Source organism: Kitasatospora nipponensis, assembly GCF_039528135.1.
Classification (GTDB): Bacteria; Actinomycetota; Actinomycetes; order Streptomycetales; family Streptomycetaceae; genus Kitasatospora; species Kitasatospora nipponensis.
Genome location: NZ_BAAALF010000031.1, coordinates 1 through 22722, shown reverse-complemented (window position 1 = coordinate 22722; position 22722 = coordinate 1). Strand labels below are relative to the sequence as shown.

Sequence of the window (22722 nt, the reverse complement as noted above, 5' to 3'; positions counted from 1 at the left end):
TGTTATGAGCACCAAGACCGACGCCGTGGCGAAGATCCCCGCCCAGCCGAGCGAGCGCACCGCGCGGCCCGTCCCCAAGCAGCAACGGTTCGCCGACGGCGGGGGCGTGCTGAACGTCTTCTCGCACGGGTTCCTGGCGATCTGGGCGATCATGATCATCCTGCCGGTCGGCTGGATCATCCTCGGCTCCTTCAAGACCGACAACCAGATCGGCGCCAGCGCCTGGTCCTGGCCGACGCACTGGAGCTTCGACGCCTTCAGCCGGGCCTGGGACAAGGGCATCGCCGACTACTTCACCAACACCGTGATCGTGCTGGCGGGTTCGCTCACGCTGACCATGCTGCTCGGCTCGATGGCGGCCTACGTCCTGGCCCGCTACGAGTTCCGCGGCAACCGGGTGATCTACTTCAGCTTCGTGGCCGGCGCGATGTTCCCGGTCTACCTGGCGCTGGTGCCGCTGTTCTTCATGATCAAGAACCTCGGCCAGATATCCCCGCTGCTGGGCCTGAACAGCTACCTCGGCCTGATCCTGGTGTACGTGGCGTACTCGCTGCCGTTCACCGTCTTCTTCCTCTACTCGTTCTTCCGCACCATGCCCACCGCCGTGCACGAGGCCGCGATGATCGACGGCTGCTCGCACGCCCGGGCGTTCTTCCAGGTGATGCTGCCGATGGCCAAGTCCGGCCTGGTCAGCGTCGGGATCTTCAACGTGCTGGGCCAGTGGAACCAGTACATCCTGCCGGTCACCCTGATGCAGCCGCAGAGCGGGACCGACAAGGACCACTCGATGCTCGCCCAGGGCCTGGTGAACCTCGCCCAGGCGCAGAACTACGCGGCCGACTTCCCCGGCCTGTTCGCCGGTATGACGATCGCCATGCTCCCGGTGCTGGTGGTGTACCTCTCCTTCCAGAAGCAGGTGCAGGCCGGTCTCACCTCGGCCACCCTCAAGTAGCCGTCCCGCCATGCCGAAGGGGCGCCCGCCGCAGCTGCGGCGGCGCGCGCCCCTTCGGCATGGAGCGGGCCGGTCAGGCCCGGTCGGCGGCCTGGGCGCGCAGCGCGCGGGCCAGCTCGTCGCGGCACTCCAGCACCAGCCGGCGCAGCGCCGGGGCGGCCTGCGGGTGGCCGGTCAGCCAGCCGTCGGTGGCCGCCAGCGTCGCCTCGTCGGTGTGCAGCCGCGGGAAGAACCCGCCGACGAAGCGCATCGCGATCTCGATGCTGCGCTCGGCCCAGACGCGCTCCAACTGCTCGAAGTAGCGCGCGGTGTAGGGCGCGGTCAGCTCCAGCTGGCCGGCCTGGGCGAAGCCCGCGGTCTGCGCGCCGACCATGGCGTTGGGCAGTTGGTCGGAGTCGACCACCGCCGACCAGGCCGCCGCCTTGGCCTCGGCGGTGGGCCGGGCGGCCATCGCCTGGACGGCCTTCTGGTGGCCGCTGGCGGTGTTGTCGCGCTTGAGCTCGGCGTCCAGCTGCTCCACGGTGGCCCGGCCGGCCGCGGCCAGCGCGATCCACAGCGACCAGCGCAGGTCCTGGTCCACCTCCAGGCCGTCGATCCGCGCGCTGCCGGCCAGCAGGCCCTCCAGCAGGCGCAGCTCCTCCTCGGCCCGGGCGGTGGAGGCCAGGAAGCGGGCCCAGGCGAGCTGGTGGTCGCTGCCCGGGGCGGCCAGCCGCAGCTCGTGCAGGGCCCCCTCGGCCAGCAGTCGGCCGCCCTCGGCCCGCCAGGCCGGGTCGGCGAGCGACTCGACGGCGACCTTGGCCTGGCTGTGCAGTGACTGCAGGACGCCGATGTCGGACTCCTGGCCGGCGAAGCGCAGCACCAGGGCGACGTAGTCGCGCGCCGGCATCAGCCCGTCGCGGGTCAGGTTCCAGCAGGCCGACCAGGTGAGCGCGCGGGCCAGCGGCTCGCGGATCTCGCCGAGCGCGGTGCGCAGGGTCACCAGCGAGTGGGTGTCGAAGCGGATCTTGCAGTACGTCAGGTCGTCGTCGTTGACCAGCACCAGCGCCGGGCGCGGACGGCCGGCGAGCTCCTCGACCACGGTGCGCGCACCGGTGACGTCCAGCTCGACGCGGGCGGTGCGCAGCAGCGCGCCGTCCGCCTCGCGGTCGTAGAGGCCGATCGCGATCCGGTGCGGGCGCAGCGAGGGGTGGTCCTCGGCGGCGTCCTGGAGCACGGCGAACTCGGTGATCCGGCCCTCGGCGTCGACGGTCAGCTGCGGGGTGAGCGCGTTGACGCCGGCGGTCTGCAGCCAGGCGGCCGACCAGTCGGCCATCGCCCGCTCGCCGCGCCCGGAGGTGACCGCGAGCACCTCCAGCAGGTCGCCGAGCACGGTGTTGCCGTAGGCGTGCTGCTGGAAGTAGCGGCGGGCGCCCTCGAAGAAGGCGTCCCGGCCGGCGTAGGCGACCAGCTGCTTGAGCACCGAGGCGCCCTTGGCGTACGTGATGCCGTCGAAGTTGAGCTTGGCGTCCTCGACGTCGCGGATGTCCGCGGTGATCGGGTGGGTGGTGGGGTACTGGTCCTGCCGGTACGCCCAGCCCTTGCGCTGGTTGGCGAAGGTCACCCAGGACGCCTGGTACTTGGTCGCCTCCTGCTGGGCGAAGTGGCCCATGAAGTCGGCGAACGACTCCTTCAGCCACAGGTCGTCCCACCACTTCATGGTGACCAGGTCGCCGAACCACATGTGCGCCATCTCGTGCAGGATGACGTTGGCCCGGGCCTCGTAGGCGGCCTCGGTGACCTTGGAGCGGAAGACGTACTCCTCGCGGAAGGTCACGCAGCCCGGGTTCTCCATCGCGCCGATGTTGTACTCGGGCACGAAGCACTGGTCGTACTTGCCGAACGGGTACGGGTAGTCGAACTCCTCGTGGAAGAAGTCCAGACCCTGCTTGGTGACCGTGAAGATCTCCGCGGCGTCGAAGTACCGCGCCAGCGACTTGCGGCAGGTGGCGGCCAGCGGGATCTCCAGCGTGCTGCCGTCGGGCAGTTCGCGGCTCCAGTGGTCGCGCTCGACGTGGTACGGGCCGGCCACCACCGCGGTCAGGTAGGTGGAGATCGGCCGGGTCGCCAGGAAGTGCCAGGTGCGGGCGGCGCCGTCGCCGGCCTGCTCCTCGACCCGCTCGGCGGCCGAGTTGGCGTAGACGTCCCAGGCGGCCGGGGCGGTGACGGTGAAGACGTAGGGCGCCTTCAGGTCCGGCTGCTCGAAGTTGGCGAACACCCGGCGGGCCTCGGCGGGCTCGAAGTGGGTGTAGAGGTAGGTCTCGCCGTCCACCGGGTCGACGAAGCGGTGCAGGCCCTCGCCGGTGCGGCTGTAGGCGCAGTCGGCGTCCACCACCAGGACGTTCTCGGCGGCCAGGTCCTCCAGGCGCACCCGGGCGCCGTCGAAGACCGCGCCGGGGTCCAGCGCCCGCCCGTTCAGGGTGACGGCGCGCACGGCGGGGGCCACCAGGTCCGCGAAGCTCGCGGCGCCCACCTCGGCGCAGCGGAAGCGGATGGTGGTGAGGGAACGGAAGGTCGCCGCGGAGGCGTCCGGAGCGCTGGTGACGTCGAGGTGTACCTCGTAGCCGTCGACGCTGAGGATGCCGGCGCGCTGTTGCGCTTCGTCCCGGCTGAGGTTCTTGCCCGGCACTGCGGTACTCCTTTGTCCGGCTCGCACGGTGCTGTGCTGTGGGGGGCAGGTCCTGCCCCGGGGCATCCTTTCACGCGCACCCCGGGCCGGGCCCGTACACCTGTACCGGTCCGTCGTACCCGAGCCGTACCCGGGGCGTGCCCCCGCGCCCGGACCGGCGGGCGGGGCGCGGGGGGTCAGCCGCGCGCCGCGCCGCGGCGCTGGTGCCAGTAGCCGGCCGCGCTCAGCAGCGCGACCAGCACGCCGGCCGCGTACAGCTGTTCGCGGTCGCCGGCGGTGGTGGTCATCAGCGCCAGGATGCCCAGCACACCGGCCAGCGCGACCCAGGTCAGGTACGGGTAGGCCCACATCCGCACGGTGAGCAGCTCGGGCGCCTCGCGCTCCAGGCGCCGGCGCATCCGCAGCTGGGCGGCGCCGATGAAGAGCCAGACCACCAGGACGGTGACACCGGTGGTGTTCATCAGCCAGGTGAAGACGGTGTCCGGCCACCAGTAGCCGGCCAGCACCGCGGCGAAGCCGAAGGCGCAGGAGGCCAGCACCGCCCGGCGCGGCACCCCGCCGCCGACCTTGGCCAGCGCCCGCGGGCCCTGGCCGCGGGCGACCAGCGAGAAGGCCATCCGGGAGGAGCCGTAGATGTTGGCGTTCATCGCGCTCAGCAGGGCGATCAGCACCACGGCCTTCATCACCACGGCGGCGCCCGGCACGTTCAGGTACTGCAGGACCGTCACGTACGGGCCCTCGGTGACCACCCTGGCGTCGTTCCACGGCACCAGGGTGACCACCAGCGCCATCGAGCCGATGTAGAAGAGCGCGATCCGCCAGACCGCGGTGCGCACCGCGCGGGCCACGTTGCGCCGCGGGTCGGCGGACTCGGCGGCGGCGATGGTCACCGTCTCCAGGCCGCCGTAGGCGAAGACCGAGGCCAGCAGGCCGGCGACCAGGCCGGTGCCGCCGTGCGGCAGGAAGCCGCCGTGACCGGTCAGGTTGCCGGTGCCGGGGGCGCCGCCCGCACCCAGCACCCCGCAGACGCCGAGCGTGCCGAGGACCAGGAAGGCGACGATCGCGGTGATCTTGATCGCGGCGAACCAGAACTCGAACTCGCCGAAGTTCTTCACCGCGGTCAGGTTGCTGGCGCAGAAGAACGCCATGAAGACGCCGACCCAGGCCCAGCCGGGCACCCCGGGCAGCCAGGAGTTCATGATCGAACCGGCCGCGGTGGCCTCGGCGGCCACGCCGCAGCAGAGCATCACCCAGTACATCCAGCCGGCCGTCACCCCGGCCCACGGGCCGATCTCGCGCTCGGCGTGCACCGAGAACGAGCCCGAGGCCGGGTGCGCGGCGGACATCTCGCCGAGCATCCGCATGACCAGCATGACCAGCAGGCCGGAGAGCGTGAAGGCCAGGATGATGCCGGGTCCGGCGGCGGCGATGCCGGCACCCGAGCCGACGAAGAGACCGGCGCCGATCACCCCGCCCAGCGCGATCATCGACAGGTGCCGCGGCTTGAGGCCGTGCGCCAGCTGCGGTGCGCCCGGCGCGGGGGCGGATCCCGCGACGGGCTTCGAGGGTGCCCAGGGAGCGGTGGTGGGGGCCATGGGTGGATCCAGACGTTCGGTCAGCGGACTATCCGTCTCACTATCCGGGTCACCTGGCGAGACGCCAAAGAATCGGCGGCCGGGCTCACGATCCGGACCGCCCGACCACGTTCCGTGACCGGATCGCTGCTCTAGGCCGAAATCCGCCGGTCGAACCCCACAAACGAAGGTGGAGAGGCTTTGTCGATCACCTCGTCGAAACCCGTGGCCGGGAAGCGTAGGTTCACGAACGTCCGTGATCTTCCCGTTCCGGCGACGTTCCACCGACGTCCCGACGACTCTGGAGAGCCCCCATGGCCTTCGCCGCGCCGACCGCGCCCCGCCCCGTCCTGGCCGACCTGCTGCCCGCCGCCGGCAGCCGGGCCGGCGCCGTCGCCCGCGAGCTGGCGCTGCTGGCCGGCGACGCCGCGCTGACCGGGCTGGCCGCGCAGCTGTCCCTCCCGGTGCCCGGCTCGCCGGTCCCGGTCACCGGCCAGACCTTCGCCGCGCTGCTGGTCGGCACCGCGCTCGGCGCCCGCCGCGGGGCCGGCGCGCTCGGCCTGTACCTGCTCGCCGGCGCCGCCGGGCTGCCCTGGTTCGCCGACGGCGCCTCGGGCTGGGCGATGCCCACCCTCGGCTACCTGATCGGCCTGGTGCTGGCCGCCGCGCTGACCGGCCGCCTGGCCCGCGCCGGCGCCGACCGCAGCCCGCTGCGCACGGCGGTGGCGATGGTGGTGGGCAACCTGGCGATCTACGCGGTCGGCGTGCCCTACCTGGCCCTGGCGCTGCACGTCCCGCCGGCCCGCGCCGCCGAACTGGGCCTCTACCCCTACCTGCTCGGCGACGCCCTCAAGGCACTGCTGGCGATCGGCGCCCTGCCGCTGGCCTGGAAGCTGCTCGGCGAGCCCCGCCGGCCGTGACCCGGCGCGGCCCCGTGGGCCCTGCAACGACGCAGGTGGAGACGCGTGCCACACTTCTGTCCATGCGCGTCTACCTGGGCTCCGACCATGCCGGATACGAACTGAAGAACCACCTCGTCGAGTGGCTGAAGGAGGCCGGCCACGAGCCGGTCGACTGTGGGCCGCACATCTACGACGCCGAGGACGACTACCCGCCGTTCTGCCTGCGCGCCGCCGAGCGCACCGCCGCCGACGCCGAGGCGCTCGGCATCGTGATCGGCGGCTCGGGCAACGGCGAGCAGATCGCCGCCAACAAGGTCAAGGGCGTGCGGGCCGCGCTGGCGTGGAGCGAGCAGACCGCCGCGCTGGGCCGCGAGCACAACAACGCCAACGTGATCAGCATCGGCGGCCGGCTGCACACCGAGGAGGAGGCCACGAAGTTCGTGGAGATCTTCCTCGCCACCCCGTACAGCGGCGAGCCGCGGCACACCCGCCGGATCGAGATGCTCAGCGCCTACGAGGCCACCGGCGAGCTCCCGCCGATCCCGGCCCACCACCCGCAGCAGGCCTGACCCTCCCGGTCCGGCCCCCGGCCGGTCCACCGGCTCGGCGCCCTGCCGGCCGCGGCTCAGAAGCCGTGCGGCAGCCAGGGCGCGAGGCCCCAGCCGAAGGCCGCCGAGGCCTCGGCCAGCGCCCCCGGGCGCAGCTCCCGCACCAGCCCGGCCCCGGCCAGCGCCGCCAGCGCCCGCCCAGGTAGGCCGAGCCCAGCTCCCGCACGTCGAGCGCGAGGTCGGCCGGCGCCTCGGTGGGCTCGCACAGCGCGCCGAGCTCCCGGCCGGCGCTGCGCAGGTGCCAGCGCCCGGCGTTCCACGGGCAGAACGCGTCCGTCACCTCCAGCACCACGTCCAGCGGCGCCGCGTACCGGCGCGAGCTGAGCGCGTCGCCGACCTCCACCAGCCGCACGAAGAGCGCGTCGTGCAGGTGCGGGCGCAGCCGGCGCGGGTCGGAGACCAGGTGCAGCAGCGGGTCGTCCACCGGCAGGTTCTCGGCCCGCACGGTGTCGGTGAGGTCCAGGTCGAGCAGGAAGGCCCAGAGCGCCGCGTGCGCCCGCGGGTCGGCGGCCGTCACCTCCCGCACCCTGACCGCCCCCGCCGCCCCCGCGTGCTGCCACTCGACCCGCACCGCGTAGCGCGCGTACCCCAGCAGCCCGCCGCCGGCCCGGTCCTCGGCCAGCACGCACTGCAGCGCGGAGTGGCCCTCGCGCTCCTCGGGCGGGTCCAGCAGTGCCGCCCGCTCCCAGCCCGGCCGCCGGGCCAGCATGCCGGGGCGCAGCGGCACCCGGGCGGCGTACAGCTCCTCGCAGGCGGCCAGGCTCGCCGCCGGGTCGGCCAGCCGCAGCCGCACCGCCGGCGCGGCCTGCGGCGCCGGGGCGGCCACCGTCACCCGGGCCCGGGCGATCCGCACGGCCAGGCGCCAGCTGGCCAGCCCGTAGCCGTAGCGCCCGTAGATGGCCGGCTCGGAGGCGGTCAGCGCGGCGAGCGACTCGCCGCGTTCGTGGATCTCGTCCAGCTGGTGGCGCATCAGGGCGGTGAGCACGCCCCGCCGCCGGTGGGTGGGCAGCACCCCGACCATGGTCACCCCGGCGGTGGGCAGCACCGCACCGCCCGGCACCGCCATCGCGAACGAGAAGGCGCCGGCCGCGCCGACCAGGTCGGTGCCGTCCCAGACCGCCAGCGAGCGGTCCACCTCGGTCAGGGCCCGCCACAGCTCCCGGCGCTCCGGCGAGCCGGCCTGGCCGCCGAAGGCGACCTCCAGCGTCCGGTACCAGTCGTCCCACCGCGAGCCGTCCAGCTCGCGCAGCGCGAGGGCCTCGGGGGTGCGGCGCTTCTGTGTCATACGCCACAGCTACCACCCGCGCCGCCCGCGCGCCGATCGTGGCGCCCGGTCGCGGCCCCTGCCCGTGCGCCCCGGCGCACGGCCCGATCCCCCCGCGTGCGCCCCCGGCATGCGCTGCGACCCGCTTCACCGACCGTTCCGAGCGCTCCCGGGAGGGGCCCGGCGCCCGGCCGAAACCGGCCGACCGCACAGAGCGTCGGTGAACGCCCGTCGACGCGGGCCGCTCCCGGTGGATAGGGTCAAGCCCCATGGCTGGCAGCACGCCGGGCACACCGCCCCAGACGACTGCGAGGGGAACCGCCGCCGGCGCGGCAGCGGACCCCCTGACGACCCGGTTGCGCAAGCGCCTCTACCGGGCTCGCCGAACGCTGCGCCGGACCGGGGTGGACTACTTCCGCGGGGACGCCGCCGACTGGCTCGCCTTCGCGGTGCTGCTCCTGCTGGTGCCCGTGCTGGTGGCGCTCAACGTGTGGATCCCGGCCTGGGTGCCGCCCACCGCGCTGGTCCTGCCGATCCTGGCGGGCTCGCTGCTGCTGCGCCCGGTCTCGCTGGTCCTGCTCTACGCCACCGCCGCGCTGGGCCTGTCCACCGAGTCGGTGATCCACACCGGCGAGCGGGTGGCCAGCGCCCGCCCGGAGGAGTACGTCTTCGGGGTCACCCCGGGCGCCGCCCTGGTGGTCGGCGCGGTGGGCGTGGCGGGGCTGCTGCTGGCCCAGTTCCGCAGCCGGGTCGGGGTGCCCTGGCGCGGCGGCGGCTCGATGCTCTTCGACCTGCGCGAGCGGCTCAAGGTGCAGAGCCGGGTGCCGCGGCTGCCCGAGGGCTGGCACGCGGACATGGCGCTGCGCCCGGCCGGCGGCCAGTCGTTCTCGGGCGACTTCGTGGTGGCCGCCCGCACCGGTCCCGGCCGGCGGATGCTGGAAGTCGTGCTGGCCGACGTCTCGGGCAAGGGGATGGACGCCGGCTCGCGGGCGCTGCTGCTCTCCGGGGCCTTCGGTGGCCTGCTCGGCTCGCTCTCCCCGCACGAGTTCCTGCCCGCGGCCAACGGCTACCTGCTGCGCCAGGACTGGGACGAGGGCTTCGCCAGCGCCGTGCACCTCGCGCTCGACCTGGACACCGGCGAGTACGAGCTGCTGTCGGCCGGTCACCTGCCCGGCATGCAGCGGCTGGCCGGCGCGGGCCGCTGGGAGGTCAAGGAGGCCACCGAGGGGCCGCTGCTCGGACTCTACGACGGCGCCAAGTTCGAGGGCGTGCGCGGCCGGTTGGGCCGCGGGGACGTGCTGCTGCTCTGCACCGACGGCATGGTCGAGGCGCCCGGCCGGGACCTCTCGGAGGGGATGGACCGGCTGATGGGCGAGGCCGACCGGCTGGTGGCCGGCGCCCAGCTCGGCAGCAGCACCGGGGGAGCGGCGGTGCGGCTGATCGAGACGGTGGCCAAGGACATCAACGACGACCGCGCGGTCCTGCTGCTCTGGCGCGAGTAGCCGCCTGTCAAGGCGAGATGGCGATCTTCGGCCATTTCGACCGGCCCCGGACAACTGCTGATCGGTGTACGAACGGCCCGCTGGGCCGAACCCGTCGACGGTCCGTCAGCTCCGGTGGGATATCGTCTCGGTCGGCGAAAACTCGTCTCACATCGCAGGATGTTCGGCACGGGTCAGCGGCAAGTCCTTTACGCAGTCGGCACGGTCGACCACACTGAGTCGGGGCGGGACTGGCCTGAACTCGGGGGAACGGGGACGTCGCGTGCGACACCGGCAGGCTCTCGCAAGCCGGTTCGTACGATTCCTCGGCTGCGCTGTGGTCGGCGGGTTGCGCCTCGGGACCGTCGGGCAGGCCGTGGTCCGCTTCGCCATGACTTGAGGAAGTGAATCCGGGTGGCACTCTCCGTCTCCGCGCTGGTCCTGTTCGGCATCATTCTGATCATCTTCATCCGCAACAAGCAGATCAAGGTCCCGCACGCGATCCTGGCCGGGCTCTTCGGCTTCATGCTCAACCAGTCGACCGCGGCCAAGCCGATCCAGGACTTCCTCGCCCAGTTGGCCAAGACCCTGGCCAACCTGACCAACTGACGCCCGGGCAGCGGTCGGGGCGTCGTCCCGCGTCCCGTGCCGCCGCCGGCCTCAGTGACCGGCCCGACGGGCCTGCCACCACCGGCTGAGCGCTCCGCGCCGCAGTGGCGAGGCGGTCGCCGTGGTGCTCACCGGCACCGGCGCGGGCCGTGTGCGCTCCGCGGCCCTGGCGGCCTCCAGGCTGCTCCCGTCGGCCGCCAGCAGCACGAACAGCCGCGCCCAGCAGAACCGTTCGCCGCGCGGCCAGTCCAGTGCGCCCAGCGCCCGGGAGGCGGCCGGCGCCACCGTGCCGTTCACCCGAACCTCGGCCACCTCGTCGCCCGCCCGGCCGCCGAGGAAGAGCTTGACGGCGTTGAAGCGGGGATCGCCCAGCTCCGTCGCCAGTGCCGAGCAGAGCGCCGGCAGCAGTTCGTTGCGGGCCAACCAGCCGGAGAGCTCCGCGCTGCCGTGCCCGAAGACGGTGGCCGGTCCCTGCACCGCGTGCCAGCCGGGCAGGCCCGCGGGTCTGCGGTGGTCGCCGTAGCGGCCCTGGTGCTCGAGGAGTTCGAAGACGGTCGCGGCGGTGGTGTCGGCCCACATCCGGACCGCGCTGTCGAGCTTCTCCTGCTCGGTGGTGCCCAGGCCCGCCGCGCAGTCCCAGAGCACCGGGGCGTCGCCGCTGCCGAGCCCGAGCACGAAGCCCAGGTCCACGTGGCCGGCCGAGCCGTCCTCGCCGGGGTGCTCGCGGACCGCCACCGCGGTGCTGCCGGGGCCGCGCACGACGGCGCCGTCGACGGTGAACTCCCGACCGTAACGCGCCATTTCCCGGACCACGCCGCGCTGGATGACCGCCAGTCGCTGCTCCGAACGCACGCTGACCCCTCCCCTCTTCGCTCGACCGCTTCTCGACCGCTCCTCGAACGTTTGTCGAGGTTATCGGGGTGATCGGGCGCCGGGCCAGTCGGCGGGCACGGGGCCGGACACGCGTACGGCCCCGGCTCGGGGAGCCGGGGCCGTACGACGTCGGAGCGGGCGACGAGAATCGAACTCGCGTGACTAGTTTGGAAGACTAGGGCTCTACCATTGAGCTACGCCCGCAACAGCGATCCGACCGGCACGGGCCGGGCGGACGGGGACCAGCGTACCTGGTCGGGTGCCCGCCTCGCACATGGCTTGGGTCCCGGCGAATTTCGGCGAGCCGGGGATGGGCGGCGTGTACGCTTCCTCTCGCGAAGTGCGGGGTGTGGCGCAGCTTGGTAGCGCGTCCGCTTTGGGAGCGGAAGGCCGTCGGTTCGAATCCGGTCACCCCGACCATATCCATCAGGGCTTTCGTGGTACCGGTAGGATGGGCCGCTGGCGGTGGTCCCGGTGTCATGCACACAGGCCGACACACAGGACGATCGCCCGGGTGACAGAGCCCCCGCCCGGCCTCGCACCGTCGAGGACGGGCCGCTCGCCGTCCACCCCACTACGGGAGATGCCGCATCAGGTGGCTCATCACCCGTCTGCCCGGCCCGCGGCCCGCGAGGGACGTGGACCGGTGTCAGACAAGCCGACCGCAAGCCCCATAGGAGACCAAACCGTGAAGAGCGCCGTCGAGACTCTGAACCCGACCCGGGTTCGACTCACCGTCGAGGTGCCCTTCGAGGAGCTCAAGCCCAGCCTCGACGCGGCGTACAAGAAGATCAACCAGCAGGTCACGGTTCCGGGCTTCCGCAAGGGCAAGATCCCGAGCAAGGTCATCGACCAGCGCTTCGGCCGTGCCGCGGTGCTCGAAGAGGCCGTGAACGACGCCCTGCCGCGCTTCTACACGCAGGCGGTCGACGAGGGCAAGATCGAGGTCCTCGGCCAGCCCGACATCACCGACATCGAGGGTGTCGAGAAGATCGCCGACGGTGGTGACCTCAAGTTCACCGCCGAGGTCGACATCCGCCCGGAGATCACCCTGCCCGACTTCGCCGAGATCGAGGTCGAGGTCGACCCGATCGTGGTCGAGGACGCCGACATCGACAAGTCCCTGGAGCAGCTGCGCGAGCGCTTCTCCTCGGTCAAGGACGTCGAGCGCGCCGCGGCCGCCGGCGACATCGTCGTGGTGGACCTCGAGGCCAAGGTCGACGGTGAGGTCCCCGAGGACGGCACCGCGTCCGGCGTGAGCTACGAGATCGGCTCCGGCCGCCTCCTCGACGGCATCGACGAGGCCGTCACCGGCCTGTCGGCCGGCGAGTCGAAGACCTTCGAGACCGAGCTCAAGGGCGGCACCCAGGCCGGCAAGAGCTCCGAGGTGACCGTCACGGTCACCGCCGTCCAGGAGAAGGAGCTGCCCGCGCTGGACGACGAGTTCGCCCAGCTGGCCAGCGAGTTCGACACCCTGGACGAGCTGCGCGCCGACTCCCGCAAGCGCCTCGAGCGCATGAAGGAGTTCGACCAGGCCACCCAGGCCCAGGAGCGCGTGCTGGACGCCCTGCTGGCGAAGATCGAGATCGAGTACCCGGCGAAGCTGCTGAAGGACGAGATCGAGACCCGTCGCCACAACCTCGAGCACCACCAGCTCGAGCCGGCCGGCCTGACCCTCGAGACCTACCTCGCCTCCCAGGACAAGTCCGTCGAGGACTTCGAGAAGGAGACCGAGGAGCAGGCCAAGAAGGGCATCAAGACCCAGTTCGTGCTCGACGAGATCGTCGGCAAGGAGGAGATCGGCGTCGACCAGCAGGAGCTGACCGACCACCTGATCCGCCGCGCCGCCGGCTCGGGCATGACGCCGGACCAGTTCGCCCAGCAGATCGTCCAGGGCAACCAGGTGCCGCTGCTGGTCGGCGAGGTGGCCCGCGGCAAGGCGCTGGCCGCCGTCGTCGAGGCCGCCACGGTCAAGGACACCAACGGCGAGGTCATCGACTTCGACGAGGACGAGACCGACGAGTCGGGCGAGACGGTCGCGGCCGAGGCCGCCGCCGAGGAGACCGCCGCCGACGAGGCCGCGGAGACCACCGAGGCCTGACCGGTCGGGTCGACCCCGGCGGTCCGAGCGACTGTCGGAACAGCATCCCGGGCGGGCCCGGGGGGGGCGGTGTCGGCGCTGCCCGCCGTCCTGGTCCCCGCGGCCCGGGCGCCAGTGCGGCGCCCGGGCCCGCCCGTCTGTGCAGGTGCACCGTGCGCCACCCTGCGCTCACAGCGAACAGTTCTGCGTGGGGGATGGTCGGGCCCGGCCTGCGCGTTAGGGTCAACGAAAGCAAGCTTTCAACAGCGCGGGCAGGGCGGCCCGACGCGGGCCGAGCCCGGGAAGCCCGCCCGAGCCCCGTATGTGACGTAGTGACGGTCGAACAAGACGGACCGTCCGAATCGACTGAGCAGGTGGCTAAGTGACGTTCCCGCAGATGCAGATGCCTGGCCTGATGACGCCGCGCGCCGCCGGTGGTGACGTGCTCGGGGGACTGGGCGACCAGGTCTACAACCGGCTGCTCAACGAGCGCATCATCTTCCTCGGCCAGCAGGTCGACGACGACATCGCCAACAAGATCACCGCACAGCTGCTGCTGCTCGCCGCGGAGCCCGACAAGGACATCTACCTCTACATCAACTCCCCGGGCGGCTCGATCACGGCCGGCATGGCGATCTACGACACCATGCAGTACATCAAGAACGACGTGGTCACCATCGCGATGGGCATGGCGGCCTCGATGGGCCAGTTCCTGCTCACCGCCGGGACCCCGGGCAAGCGGTTCTCGCTGCCGAACGCCAACATCCTGATGCACCAGCCCTCGGCCGGCCTCGGCGGCTCGGCCACCGACATCCGGATCCAGGCCGAGCAGCTGCTGCGCACCAAGCAGCGGATGTCCGAGCTGATCGCCAGCCACAGCGGCCAGACCTTCGAGCAGATCACCAAGGACTCCGACCGGGACCGCTGGTTCACCGCCGAGCAGGCCAAGGACTACGGCCTGATCGACGCGATCATGCACAGCGCCGCGGACGTCCCCGGCGGCGGCGGCACCGGCGCCTGAGCGCCCGCACCCCGCATCCCAGCCACACGCTTTCGGAGGACAGACCGCAATGAACTTTTCCACCACCCCCCGCGGCGAGTACGAGGGCGCTCGTGCCGAGGGCCGCTACATCGTCCCGCGCTTCGTCGAGCGCACCTCGCAGGGCATCCGCGAGTACGACCCGTACGCCAAGCTCTTCGAGGAGCGGATCATCTTCCTGGGCTCCCAGGTGGACGACGTCTCGGCGAACGACATCATGGCGCAGCTGCTGTGCCTCGAGTCGATGGACCCGGACCGCGAGATCCAGATGTACATCAACTCGCCCGGTGGCTCGTTCACCGCGCTCACCGCGATCTACGACACCATGCAGTTCGTGAAGCCCGACATCCAGACGGTCTGCATGGGCCAGGCCGCCTCGGCCGCCGCCGTGCTGCTGGCCGCGGGCACCCCCGGCAAGCGGATGGCGCTGCCGAACGCCCGGATCCTGATCCACCAGCCCTACACCGAGACCGGCCGCGGTCAGGTCTCCGACCTGGAGATCCAGGCCAAGGAGATCTTCCGGATGCGCGAGCAGCTCGAGGAGATGCTCTCCAAGCACTCGAAGAAGCCGGTCGAGCAGGTCCGCGACGACATCGAGCGCGACAAGATCCTCACCGCCGAGGAGGCGCTGGAGTACGGTCTGATCGACCAGATCATCTCCTCGCGCAAGGCCTCGCTGAACGACTGAGGTCCGCTTGCGATCCGGGCGGGGCGTACCGTTGGGTGCGCCCCGCCCGAGGGCTCCGGCCCAACCACCGACGGCCTCTGTTCGGTATCAATTCGCCCAGGGCGTAGGGCAGAGCTGTCGAAGTCGGCTGAATCTGCCGGTTGGCAGAGTACCGTCGGATACCGGGACCTGACCGCCGTCTGTGGCGGCCGCGGTCCACAGCACCAGGCCCCGGACCCCCGCGGGGCCCCTGGCGAAGGGGAAGCACCTCGTGGCACGCATCGGAGACGGTGGCGACCTGCTCAAGTGCTCGTTCTGCGGCAAGTCGCAGAAGCAGGTGAAGAAGCTGATCGCCGGCCCAGGCGTGTACATCTGTGACGAGTGCATCGACCTCTGCAACGAGATCATCGAGGAGGAGCTCGCCGAGACCTCCGAGGTGCGTTTCGAGGAGCTCCCGAAGCCGCGCGAGATCTACGAGTTCCTGGACCAGTACGTGGTGGGCCAGGACGCCGCCAAGAAGGCGCTCTCGGTCGCCGTCTACAACCACTACAAGCGGGTTCAGGCCGGCGAGGCCGGGCGCAGCGGCGGCAACGGCCGCGAGGACGCCATCGAGCTGGCCAAGTCCAACATCCTGCTGCTCGGGCCGACCGGCTCCGGCAAGACGCTCCTCGCACAGACCCTGGCCCGGATGCTCAACGTCCCCTTCGCGATCGCGGACGCCACCGCGCTGACCGAGGCCGGCTACGTCGGCGAGGACGTCGAGAACATCCTGCTCAAGCTGATCCAGGCGGCCGACTACGACGTCAAGAAGGCCGAGACGGGGATCATCTACATCGACGAGATCGACAAGGTCGCCCGCAAGAGCGAGAACCCGTCGATCACCCGCGACGTCTCCGGCGAGGGTGTGCAGCAGGCCCTGCTGAAGATCCTGGAGGGCACCACCGCCTCGGTCCCCCCGCAGGGCGGCCGCAAGCACCCGCACCAGGAGTTCATCCAGATCGACACCACGAACGTGCTGTTCATCGTGGGCGGTGCCTTCTCCGGCCTGGAGCGGATCATCGAGGGGCGCTCGGGCGCCAAGGGCATCGGCTTCGGCGCGACCATCCGCTCCAAGCGCGAGATGGACGCCAGCGACCACTTCCGCCAGGTGATGCCGGAGGACCTGGTCAAGTTCGGGATGATCCCCGAGTTCATCGGCCGGCTGCCGGTGATCACCAGCGTGCACAACCTGGACCGTGAGGCGCTCCTGCAGATCCTCACCGAGCCGAAGAACGCGCTGGTCAAGCAGTACCGCAAGCTCTTCGAACTGGACGGCGTCGAGCTGGAGTTCAGCCGGGACGCGCTGGAGGCCATCGCCGACCAGGCGATCCTGCGGGGCACCGGCGCGCGTGGACTGCGGGCCATCATGGAGGAGGTGCTGATGTCGGTGATGTACGAGGTCCCCTCGCGTCAGGACGTCGCCCGCGTGGTGGTCACCGGTGACGTGGTCTCCAAGCACGCGATCCCGACCCTGGTGCCGCGCGACATGATCAAGCGCGAGCGGCGCGACAAGAGCGCCTGACCGAGCCACGCGCAGGGGCCCCGCACCGGGAACTGGTGCGGGGCCCCTGCGCGTTGCCGTCGGGTCGACTACTTGGGGAGCTCGGCGGCGGCGCGCATGTCCAGTGCGTCGGAGGCGGCCTTGGACAGGTCGCCGTCGCCGCCGTTCTTGTTGGTCTCCATCACGGCGACCAGCGAACTGCCGTCCGCCCAGGCGCAGATGGTGTCGACCTCGCCGCTGCTGGCGTGCATCCGCTCGCAGCTCATCGAGCCGCCGAGCGGGCCGGCCGGGAAGCTCGCGCGGCCCTCGAAGGTGGAGCCCTGCGACTTGGCGCTGCTCTCGAAGCTGTCCCAGAACGCGTTCAGCTGCGTCGAGGGCAGCACCACGTCACCGTAGGCGCCGAAGACCACGGCGATCCGGCCCGAGTCGTCGTTCAGGTAGACCGCGCTGACCGGGGTGGCCTTCCACGGGTGGGCGCCGCTGGAGAAGCTCTGCTCCATGCCGTCCTGCAGCTGCTTGGCGACCGAGTTGTCGGTGTCCATCGTCATCTGCTCGAAGGTCTGCGGCAGGACGACCTTGTGGGTGCCGGTCTTGGAGGCGACGTCGGCGACGTAGTACGTCAGCACGCCGCCGGCGATCACGATGGCGCCGACCACGCAGCCGAGCGTGATCCACAGGCCCTTGCGGGACTTCTTCGGCGGCGGGCCGGGGTAGCCGTACGCGGCGCCGGGCCAGGGCTGGCCGGGCTGCGCCGGCTGGCCGGGGTAGCCGTAGCCGGGCGGCGGGACCTGGCCCGGCGCGGCGAACGCCTCCTGCGGCGGGACCTCGCCCGGCGCGCCGAAGGCGTTCTGCGGCGGGACCTGGCCGTGGTCCGGGGAGGGTATGGGTTGCTGAGGGGTGCTGTAGGGGTTCTGCTCGGACATCGGTGTTCCTTTCCGGAACTGCTACCGCGCGACGACGACCGCGTCGCGACAACTGCGGTGCTGCTGCCCACCGCCGCCGGGGGCCGGAGCACCGGCTACTTCGCCACCACCATGGCGTCGTGGATCGCCTCGGCCTGCTTGGCGGCCTCGGCGGGCGGGACGGCGACCGTCTTGGTCCCGCTGAGCTTGCTGAAGCTGACCGAGGCGAAGGTCGAGGAGCTGGACCAGACGCAGACGGTCGTGCCGGCGGTGTCCGGGATGCCCGCCAGCTTGATCCCCATGACGCCGCACTTGAGGGTCGCGCCGTCCTTGTTGCTGCCGCCGGAGTAGGCGGTCAGCGGGGTGGTCCAGGAGGCGCCGGAGGCGGTCACCTGCGCGGCGTAGTCGTCGATCGCCTTGCCGGGGTTGTTGAGACTGCCGTAGTGGCCGCCGACCGACAGGGTGTCGCCCACGTCCGTGCCGTTCGCGTAGCTGGCGGCCAGCGCGGTGATGTCGGTGCCGGCGTCCTTCGCCTTCGAGGCGTCCACCGGCGCGGTCTTCACGCTCTTCTGGGTGTAGCCGCCGGGCAGGCTCTGCGGGGCGGCCAACTTGTAGCTGCCGGCCGCGGCGCCGCCCATGAGCTTCCAGGCCGCGAAGCCGCCGCCGCCCAGCACCAGGGCGCCGATCACCAGGCCGGCCACCAGGCCGCCCTTGCCCTTGCGCGGGGCCGGCTGGAAGCCGCCGTACGGCTGCTGCGGCGCGGGCTGCTGGGGGTAGCCCTGCTGCGGGTAGGGCTGCTGGCCGTACGCGGGCTGCGGGGCGCCGTACGCCGGCTGCGGCTGCTGGCCGTAGCCCTGCTGCTGGGGCGCGCCGTACTGCGGTGCGCCGTACTGGGGTGCCGGGGCCTGCTGCGGGTAGCCGTACTGTGGGGGCTGCGGGGCGCCGTACGCCGGGGCCTGCGGGGGCTGGCCGTAGGGCCCCGGACCGTCCTGCGGCGGATACTGCGGCTGGTTCTGGCCGTACATCTGCTGTCGCTCCCCCGCCGCGTGCGCGCGGCCCGTCGAACCGTTGTCGGTGCCGGCCTGACCGGCGGGCCCGTCCGACCGTGCGTACGAGCATCCGGCACGCTACCGTACGCCGCGGACGTCAGGAGTGGGGCCCGGCGTTCCGTAAACTGTGTGTCGTGACCGACATGACGAACCAGCGCCCCACCGACGACCGAGCGTCCGGGGACAACGTGGCCGCCCTTCCCACCGCCTACGTCCCGGGCGAGGTAGAGGGTGAGCTGTACGAGCGCTGGGTGGAGCGCGGCTACTTCTCGGCCGACGAGAAGAGCGACAAGCCGCCGTACACCATCGTCATCCCCCCGCCGAACGTGACCGGCAGCCTGCACCTGGGCCACGCCTTCGAGCACACCCTGATCGACTCGCTGACGCGCCGTAAGCGGATGCAGGGTTACGAGGTGCTCTGGCAGCCCGGCATGGACCACGCCGGCATCGCCACCCAGAACGTGGTCGAGCGCGAGCTCGCCAAGGAGGGCAAGTCCCGCCACGACCTGGGCCGCACCGAGTTCGTCGAGCGGGTCTGGCAGTGGAAGGCCGAGTCGGGGGGCCAGATCTCCGGCCAGATGCGCCGCCTGGGCGACGGCGTGGACTGGTCGCGCGAGCGGTTCACCATGGACGAGGGCCTCTCGCAGGCCGTCCAGACCATCTTCAAGAAGCTCTTCGACGAGGGCCTGATCTACCGCGCCGAGCGCATCATCAACTGGTGCCCGCGCTGCCTGACCGCGATCTCCGACATCGAGGTGGAGTACTCCGACGACGACGGCGAGCTGGTCTCGATCCGCTACGGCGAGGGCGAGAACTCCATCGTGGTCGCCACCACGCGCGCCGAGACGATGCTCGGTGACACCGCCGTCGCCGTCCACCCCGAGGACGAGCGGTACGCGCACCTGGTCGGCACCGAGATCGAGCTGCCGCTGACCGGCCGCCGGATCCCGATCGTCGCCGACGCGCACGTCGACCCGGAGTTCGGCACCGGCGCCGTCAAGGTGACGCCGGCGCACGACCCCAACGACTTCGAGATCGGCCAGCGGCACGACCTGCCGAGCATCACCGTCCTGGACGAGCACGCGGTGATCACCGCGCACGGCCCCTTCCAGGGCCTGGACCGCCTCGAGGCCCGCTCGGCCATCGTCGGCGCGCTGCGCGCCGAGGGCCGGATCGTCGCCGAGAAGCGCCCGTACACCCACTCGGTGGGTCACTGCTCGCGCTGCAAGACCACCATCGAGCCCCGCCTCTCGCTGCAGTGGTGGGTCAAGGTCGCCCCGCTCGCCCAGGCGGCCGGTGACGCGGTGCGCGACGGCCGGGTGGCGATCCACCCCAAGGAGATGGAGCCGCGCTACTTCGGCTGGGTCGACAACCTGCACGACTGGTGCATCTCGCGCCAGCTCTGGTGGGGCCACCGCATCCCGGTCTGGTACGGCCCCAACGGCGAGGTCGTCTGCGTCGGTCCCGACGACCAGGCGCCGACCGGCGAGGGCTGGCACCAGGACAACGACGTCCTCGACACCTGGTTCTCCTCGGGCCTGTGGCCCTTCTCCACGCTCGGCTGGCCGCAGCAGACCGCCGCGCTGGAGAAGTTCTACCCGACGTCCGTGCTGGTCACCGGCTACGACATCCTCTTCTTCTGGGTCGCCCGGATGATGATGTTCGGCCTGTACGCGATGGACGGCACCCCGCCGTTCCACACCATCGCCCTGCACGGCATGGTCCGTGACCAGTTCGGCAAGAAGATGTCCAAGTCCTTCGGCAACGCGGTCAACCCGCTGGACTGGATGGACGCCTACGGCGCGGACGCGGTGCGCTTCACGCTGGCCCGCGGTGCCAACCCGGGCGCCGACGTGCCGATCGGCGAGGACTGGGTGCAGGGCTCGCGCAACTTCTGCAACAAGATCTGGAACGCCACCCGGTTCGCGCTGATGAACGGCGCCACCGTCGACGGCCCGGTGCCCGCGCCCGAGGAGCTCACCGCGGCCGACCGCTGGATCCTGTCGCGGCTGAACGCGACCGTGGCCGAGGTCGACGCGCTCTACGACGACTACCAGTTCGCCAAGGTCGCCGACGCGCTCTTCCACTTCGCCTGGGACGAGGTCTTCGACTGGTACGTCGAGCTCTCCAAGACCACGCTGGCCAAGGGCGGCGCGCAGGCCGACGCCGCGCGCCGGGTGCTCGGCGAGGTGCTGGACGTGACGCTGCGTCTGCTGCACCCGGTGGTCCCGTTCGTCACCGAGGCGCTGTGGACGGCGCTGACCGGCGCCGAGTCCGTGGTGATCGCCGCCTGGCCGGCCGACAGCGGCTTCCGCGACGCGGCGGCCGAGGCCGAGATCGCCACCCTCCAGCAGGTGGTCACCGAGGTCCGCCGGTTCCGCAACGACCAGGGCCTCAAGCCCGGCCAGAAGGTCCCGGCGAGCCTGGAGCTGGGCGCCACCGTGCTGGCGGCGCACGAGGACGCGATCCGCTCGCTGCTGCGCCTGACGCTGCCCGAGGAGGGCTTCGCGCCCACCGCCTCGCTGCCGGTGGCCGGCGCCGTGGTGGCCCTGGACCTGTCCGGGACCATCGACGTGGGCGCCGAGCGCAAGCGGCTGCAGAAGGACCTCGCGGTGGCCGAGAAGGAGAAGACGCAGACCGCCGCCAAGCTCGGCAACGAGGGCTTCCTGGCCAAGGCGCCGGACGACGTGGTGGTCAAGATCCGGGCCCGTCAGCAGGCCGCCGAGGCCGACATCGTCCGGATCACCGCCCAGCTCGCCGCCCTCCCGCAGGGCTGAGCCCGCACGGCGCTCGCGACTACGCGGTCGACTCGGCCGCGTAGTCGCACAGCGCCGCGCGGTGCGCCCGCCCGGTCTTGGCCAGCAGGCTCGCCACGTGCTTCTCCACCGTGCGCGGGGAGATGAAGAGCCGTTCGGCGATCTCCTGGTTGCCCAGCCGGGCCACCAGCAGCAGGAAGACCTCGTACTCGCGGACCGTCAGCCCCTGGCGGCGCAGTTCGGCGGGCACCGCCGCGGAACCGGTGCGGCGCTGCGGCACGCTCGCCCCGGCGCGCCGCAGCAGGTCCCGGCAGGCGCTGGCCACCGCGGGCACGGCGGCGCCGTGGAAGTACTCCTCGGCGGTCCGCAGCCAGCTCACCGGGTCGCCCCAGCCGTCCGCCAGCGCCGCCTCGGCGACCAGCCGCAGCCCCAGGTGGCGGGCCATCAGGAAGGGCCCGGCCGCCTCCTGGGCCGCCGCCACCGCGTCCAGCGCCTGGGCCACCCGGCCGGCCCGTCCCTGGTGGACGGCGTACCCCAGGCGTTCGAACTGCCGGTTCCAGGGGAGTTGGGCCGCGTCGTCGGCGGCCACCCCCTCGTGCTCGGCGAGGTCGCCGTGGCCGGCCAGCGCGCGCAGCAGCGGGCGCAGCCCGTAGCGGCCGTTGAGGTAGAAGACGGTGGGGTTCTGCTGCTCCCAGCCGACCGCCTGGTCGAGCTCCTCCAGGGCCTCCTCGCGGGCCTCCTCCAGCAGCGCGCAGACCGCCCGGTTGCCGAAGACCACCGGCAGCTGCAGCGACCGGTCACCGTCCCAGCGCCGGAACTCGGCCAGCTCCTGCTCCATCTCCCGGCGCCGCCCCTGGTGCGCGGCGAGCGCGGCCCGGGCCAGCAGGACGGCCTGGTGGTTGTCGACGTTGCGCAGCCGGGCGGTGGCCTGCACGCTGCGGTCGGTGAGCTCGCGGGCGGTGGGGTACTCGCCGCGCAGCACCGCCTGCATCGCCATCGACGCCTCGGCGGTGTGCATCAGCACCAGGGCGCCCAGCGCGAGCGCGGCCTGGTGGGCGCGTTCCAGACGGGCCGAGGCGCCGCTGCGCAGGAAGTCGTTGGCGCCCAGCCGCACCAGGGTGCTGACCTGCCAGGTGGTCAGCCGGTGCTCGGTGGCCAGCGCCAGGCCGCGCTCCAGGCAGGCGTCGGCCCGGTCGAAGCCGTGCCGGCGCTCCAGCAGGGCGAGCATCTGCCAGGCCTGGCAGGCTATTTCGGGCAGCTGGGCGCGCTCGGCGGTGTCCGCGGCCCGGCGCAGCAACTGCTCGGCCTCGGCGGTGCGTTCCAGTCCGGTGGGCCCGCTGGCGGCCAGCACCAGGTGGGCCTCGACCACGTCGATTGCCGGGGTGTGCGCGGCCGAGTCGAACCGGCCCAGCAGCCGGCGCACGTAGCCGACCTGGGCGGCGGCGTCCTCGAAGCGCAGGGCGGTGACGGCGGCCCAGGCGAGCCGGGTGTGCAGGGCGGCGGTGCGGGCCGGGCCGAGCGCGCCGGGGCCGGCCATCGGCAGGCCCTCGGCCAGCGTGCGGGCGCGGTCGAAGCGGCCGGTCTCGATCAGCGTGTAGACCAGTTGCTCGACCACCCGGCTCCGGTCGGCGGCCCAGCCCGGATCCGGTGCGCCGCCACCGCCGTCCGTGCCGCCCCGGTCCGCGCCACCGCCACCCGGGCCCGGCAGTGCCGGCACCCCGCCCGCCCCGAGGCGACCGGCCCCACCGCCGGTCTCGGCGC

Annotated in this window: 16 protein-coding genes, 2 tRNA genes and 1 pseudogene; 11 read left to right on the top strand and 8 right to left on the bottom strand. The window is 72.3% G+C overall.

The window, feature by feature from the left end:
• Positions 1 to 4 precede the first annotated feature (4 nt).
• Entirely contained in the window at positions 5 to 952 is a 948-nt protein-coding gene (locus ABD323_RS11860; protein WP_344441320.1) for a carbohydrate ABC transporter permease, read from the top strand.
• A 73-nt stretch (positions 953 to 1025) separates the two neighbouring features.
• On the opposite strand, the gene pepN is transcribed toward ABD323_RS11860, so the two are convergent.
• Positions 1026 to 3617 (bottom strand): aminopeptidase N, encoded by a 2592-nt coding sequence (pepN, locus tag ABD323_RS11855; protein ID WP_344441319.1) that lies wholly within the window; start codon positions 3615 to 3617, stop codon positions 1026 to 1028.
• Positions 3618 to 3793: 176 nt separating this feature from the next.
• On the bottom strand, positions 3794 to 5212 hold the full coding sequence (locus ABD323_RS11850) for an amino acid permease (protein WP_344441317.1): 1419 nt from the start codon (positions 5210 to 5212) through the stop codon (positions 3794 to 3796).
• Between the two features lie 293 nt (positions 5213 to 5505).
• On the opposite strand from ABD323_RS11850, the gene ABD323_RS11845 reads away from it, so the two are divergent.
• On the top strand, positions 5506 to 6111 hold the full coding sequence (locus tag ABD323_RS11845) for a biotin transporter BioY (RefSeq protein WP_344441316.1): 606 nt from the start codon (positions 5506 to 5508) through the stop codon (positions 6109 to 6111).
• Between the two features lie 62 nt (positions 6112 to 6173).
• The gene (locus ABD323_RS11840; RefSeq protein ID WP_344441314.1) at positions 6174 to 6662 is read left to right on the top strand and encodes a ribose-5-phosphate isomerase; all 489 of its coding nucleotides are present in this window, start codon (positions 6174 to 6176) and stop codon (positions 6660 to 6662) included.
• A 56-nt stretch (positions 6663 to 6718) separates the two neighbouring features.
• Here the strand turns inward: ABD323_RS11840 and ABD323_RS11835 are convergent.
• Positions 6719 to 7986 (bottom strand): annotated as a pseudogene (locus tag ABD323_RS11835) (GNAT family N-acetyltransferase).
• 248 nt (positions 7987 to 8234) lie between these two features.
• Here ABD323_RS11835 and ABD323_RS11830 point away from each other — a divergent pair.
• The gene (locus tag ABD323_RS11830) at positions 8235 to 9467 is read left to right on the top strand and encodes a SpoIIE family protein phosphatase (protein WP_344441312.1); all 1233 of its coding nucleotides are present in this window, start codon (positions 8235 to 8237) and stop codon (positions 9465 to 9467) included.
• Positions 9468 to 9860: 393 nt separating this feature from the next.
• Positions 9861 to 10055 (top strand): hypothetical protein, encoded by a 195-nt coding sequence (locus tag ABD323_RS11825; protein ID WP_344441311.1) that lies wholly within the window; start codon positions 9861 to 9863, stop codon positions 10053 to 10055.
• Positions 10056 to 10106: 51 nt separating this feature from the next.
• On the opposite strand, the gene ABD323_RS11820 is transcribed toward ABD323_RS11825, so the two are convergent.
• The gene (locus ABD323_RS11820) at positions 10107 to 10907 is read right to left on the bottom strand and encodes a DUF6348 family protein (RefSeq protein ID WP_344441310.1); all 801 of its coding nucleotides are present in this window, start codon (positions 10905 to 10907) and stop codon (positions 10107 to 10109) included.
• Positions 10908 to 11061: 154 nt separating this feature from the next.
• Positions 11062 to 11132: transfer RNA gene (locus ABD323_RS11815), tRNA-Gly, on the bottom strand.
• Positions 11133 to 11271: 139 nt separating this feature from the next.
• On the opposite strand from ABD323_RS11815, the gene ABD323_RS11810 reads away from it, so the two are divergent.
• From ABD323_RS11810 to clpX, 5 genes are all read left to right on the top strand, one after another.
• A tRNA-Pro gene (locus tag ABD323_RS11810) sits at positions 11272 to 11348 on the top strand.
• A gap of 268 nt (positions 11349 to 11616) precedes the next feature.
• Positions 11617 to 13029: a trigger factor gene (tig, locus tag ABD323_RS11805; protein ID WP_344441309.1), complete on the top strand. Its 1413-nt coding sequence runs from the start codon at positions 11617 to 11619 to the stop codon at positions 13027 to 13029.
• 382 nt (positions 13030 to 13411) lie between these two features.
• The gene (locus ABD323_RS11800; protein ID WP_425555964.1) at positions 13412 to 14029 is read left to right on the top strand and encodes an ATP-dependent Clp protease proteolytic subunit; all 618 of its coding nucleotides are present in this window, start codon (positions 13412 to 13414) and stop codon (positions 14027 to 14029) included.
• A 49-nt stretch (positions 14030 to 14078) separates the two neighbouring features.
• Positions 14079 to 14735 (top strand): ATP-dependent Clp protease proteolytic subunit, encoded by a 657-nt coding sequence (locus tag ABD323_RS11795; protein WP_344441308.1) that lies wholly within the window; start codon positions 14079 to 14081, stop codon positions 14733 to 14735.
• Positions 14736 to 14985: 250 nt separating this feature from the next.
• Positions 14986 to 16275, top strand: coding sequence for an ATP-dependent Clp protease ATP-binding subunit ClpX (gene clpX / locus ABD323_RS11790; RefSeq protein WP_344441307.1), 1290 nt, complete (start codon positions 14986 to 14988; stop codon positions 16273 to 16275).
• Positions 16276 to 16343: 68 nt separating this feature from the next.
• On the opposite strand, the gene ABD323_RS11785 is transcribed toward clpX, so the two are convergent.
• Positions 16344 to 17177 carry a hypothetical protein gene (locus ABD323_RS11785; protein ID WP_344441306.1) on the bottom strand — a complete coding sequence of 278 codons (834 nt, stop codon included), beginning with the start codon at positions 17175 to 17177 and terminating at the stop codon, positions 16344 to 16346.
• A 95-nt stretch (positions 17178 to 17272) separates the two neighbouring features.
• On the bottom strand, positions 17273 to 18181 hold the full coding sequence (locus ABD323_RS11780; protein WP_344441305.1) for a hypothetical protein: 909 nt from the start codon (positions 18179 to 18181) through the stop codon (positions 17273 to 17275).
• Between the two features lie 167 nt (positions 18182 to 18348).
• Between ABD323_RS11780 and ABD323_RS11775 the strand changes: the two genes are divergently transcribed.
• Positions 18349 to 20982, top strand: a complete 2634-nt coding sequence (locus tag ABD323_RS11775) for a valine--tRNA ligase (RefSeq protein ID WP_344441349.1) — start codon at positions 18349 to 18351, stop codon at positions 20980 to 20982.
• A gap of 19 nt (positions 20983 to 21001) precedes the next feature.
• Here ABD323_RS11775 and ABD323_RS11770 read toward each other — a convergent pair.
• Positions 21002 to 22722: helix-turn-helix transcriptional regulator (locus ABD323_RS11770; RefSeq protein WP_344441304.1), on the bottom strand; the 1721-nt coding region annotated here is incomplete at its 5' end.

What these genes read in the sequence shown, in the direction of transcription:
- ABD323_RS11800 (WP_425555964.1), top strand. Translation starts at nt 13,412, where the DNA reads ATGCCTGGCCTGATGACGCCGCGCGCCGCCGGTGGTGACGTGCTCGGG.
- ABD323_RS11845 (WP_344441316.1), top strand. Translation starts at nt 5,506, where the DNA reads ATGGCCTTCGCCGCGCCGACCGCGCCCCGCCCCGTCCTGGCCGACCTG.
- ABD323_RS11860 (WP_344441320.1), top strand. Translation starts at nt 5, where the DNA reads ATGAGCACCAAGACCGACGCCGTGGCGAAGATCCCCGCCCAGCCGAGC.
- ABD323_RS11830 (WP_344441312.1), top strand. Translation starts at nt 8,235, where the DNA reads ATGGCTGGCAGCACGCCGGGCACACCGCCCCAGACGACTGCGAGGGGA.
- ABD323_RS11850 (WP_344441317.1), bottom strand. Translation starts at nt 5,212, where the DNA reads ATGGCCCCCACCACCGCTCCCTGGGCACCCTCGAAGCCCGTCGCGGGA.
- ABD323_RS11840 (WP_344441314.1), top strand. Translation starts at nt 6,174, where the DNA reads ATGCGCGTCTACCTGGGCTCCGACCATGCCGGATACGAACTGAAGAAC.
- ABD323_RS11785 (WP_344441306.1), bottom strand. Translation starts at nt 17,177, where the DNA reads ATGTCCGAGCAGAACCCCTACAGCACCCCTCAGCAACCCATACCCTCC.
- ABD323_RS11780 (WP_344441305.1), bottom strand. Translation starts at nt 18,181, where the DNA reads ATGTACGGCCAGAACCAGCCGCAGTATCCGCCGCAGGACGGTCCGGGG.
- ABD323_RS11795 (WP_344441308.1), top strand. Translation starts at nt 14,079, where the DNA reads ATGAACTTTTCCACCACCCCCCGCGGCGAGTACGAGGGCGCTCGTGCC.
- ABD323_RS11775 (WP_344441349.1), top strand. Translation starts at nt 18,349, where the DNA reads ATGACGAACCAGCGCCCCACCGACGACCGAGCGTCCGGGGACAACGTG.